This window comes from Janthinobacterium glycogeni (genome assembly GCF_051380725.1).
Classification (GTDB): Bacteria; Pseudomonadota; Gammaproteobacteria; order Burkholderiales; family Burkholderiaceae_D; genus Janthinobacterium.
Genome location: NZ_JBNYXP010000031.1, coordinates 1 through 1,033, shown reverse-complemented (window position 1 = coordinate 1,033; position 1,033 = coordinate 1). Strand labels below are relative to the sequence as shown.

The window sequence follows — 1,033 nt, the reverse complement described above, 5'->3', positions numbered from 1 at the left end:
CAGCTGCAGTTGGAGCGGCAAGGCATCACGCCGCAGAGCAAGGCAATGACGCCAGATCAGCAGCGAATACAGGAACTCGAAGCACGTATTGAGCGTCTCGAGCGGGAGAAGTCCATTTTAAAAAAGGCTACCGCGCTCTTGATGTCGGAAGGGATAGAACGTACGAGGTAATCGATCAGATTTGTGGTGACGAATCAATCGAGTTGATCTGCGCGGTGTTCGACGTAGCGCGGTCATGCCTGTATGCGCATCGGGAGCGCGCCCGGCACATTGATGTTGAGCGCATGGCATTGCGTGGCCGCGTGCACGAGCTGTTCGTCGAGAGCCGCAGTTCGGCGGGAAGCCGCAGCATCATGGGCATGATGCGCGAGGAAGGCACGGCAATTGGCCGCTTCAAAGTCAGTCGTTTGATGGAAGAGCTAGGGCTGGTCTGCAAACAGCCTGGCAGCCATGCCTATAAGCAGGCTACGGTGGAACGGGTCGATATTCCGAACCACCTCAACCGTGAATTCACAGTGGAGGCGCCAAATCAGGTCTGGTGCGGGGACATCACCTATGTCTGGGCGCAAGGCCGATGGTATTACCTGGCTGTGGTGTTGGATTTATTTGCTCGCCGAGCGGTGGGCTGGGCATTCTCGCTACGCCCCGATGCCGACCTTGTTGTGCAAGCGCTGGAAATGGCTTACGAGCAGCGAGGTCGACCGCAGAGGCTGCTGTTTCATTCGGATCAAGGTAGCCAGTACGCCAGTCGAAAATTCCGTCAGCGTTTGTGGCGCTATCGGATACGACAGAGTATGAGCCGTCGGGGAAATTGTTGGGATAACTCCCCGATGGAGCGGCTGTTCCGCAGCTTCAAAACTGAATGGCTGCCGTCAACTGGTTACATGACGGCACAGGAAGCACAACGGGATATTAGCCACTACCTGATGCACCGGTATAACTGGATACGGCCACATCAGTTCAACCAGGGACTGGCACCGGCCGTCGCCGAAGAAAAACTTAACGTAGTGTCCGGGATGGGTTGACCACTACA

At 56.3% G+C, this 1,033-nt stretch carries 1 pseudogene; it reads left to right on the top strand.

Going from position 1 to position 1,033, the window contains the following annotated elements:
- Positions 1-1,025: pseudogene (locus tag ACQ4W4_RS27565) on the top strand (IS3 family transposase); the annotation flags it as partial.
- Positions 1,026-1,033: the final 8 nt, after the last annotated feature.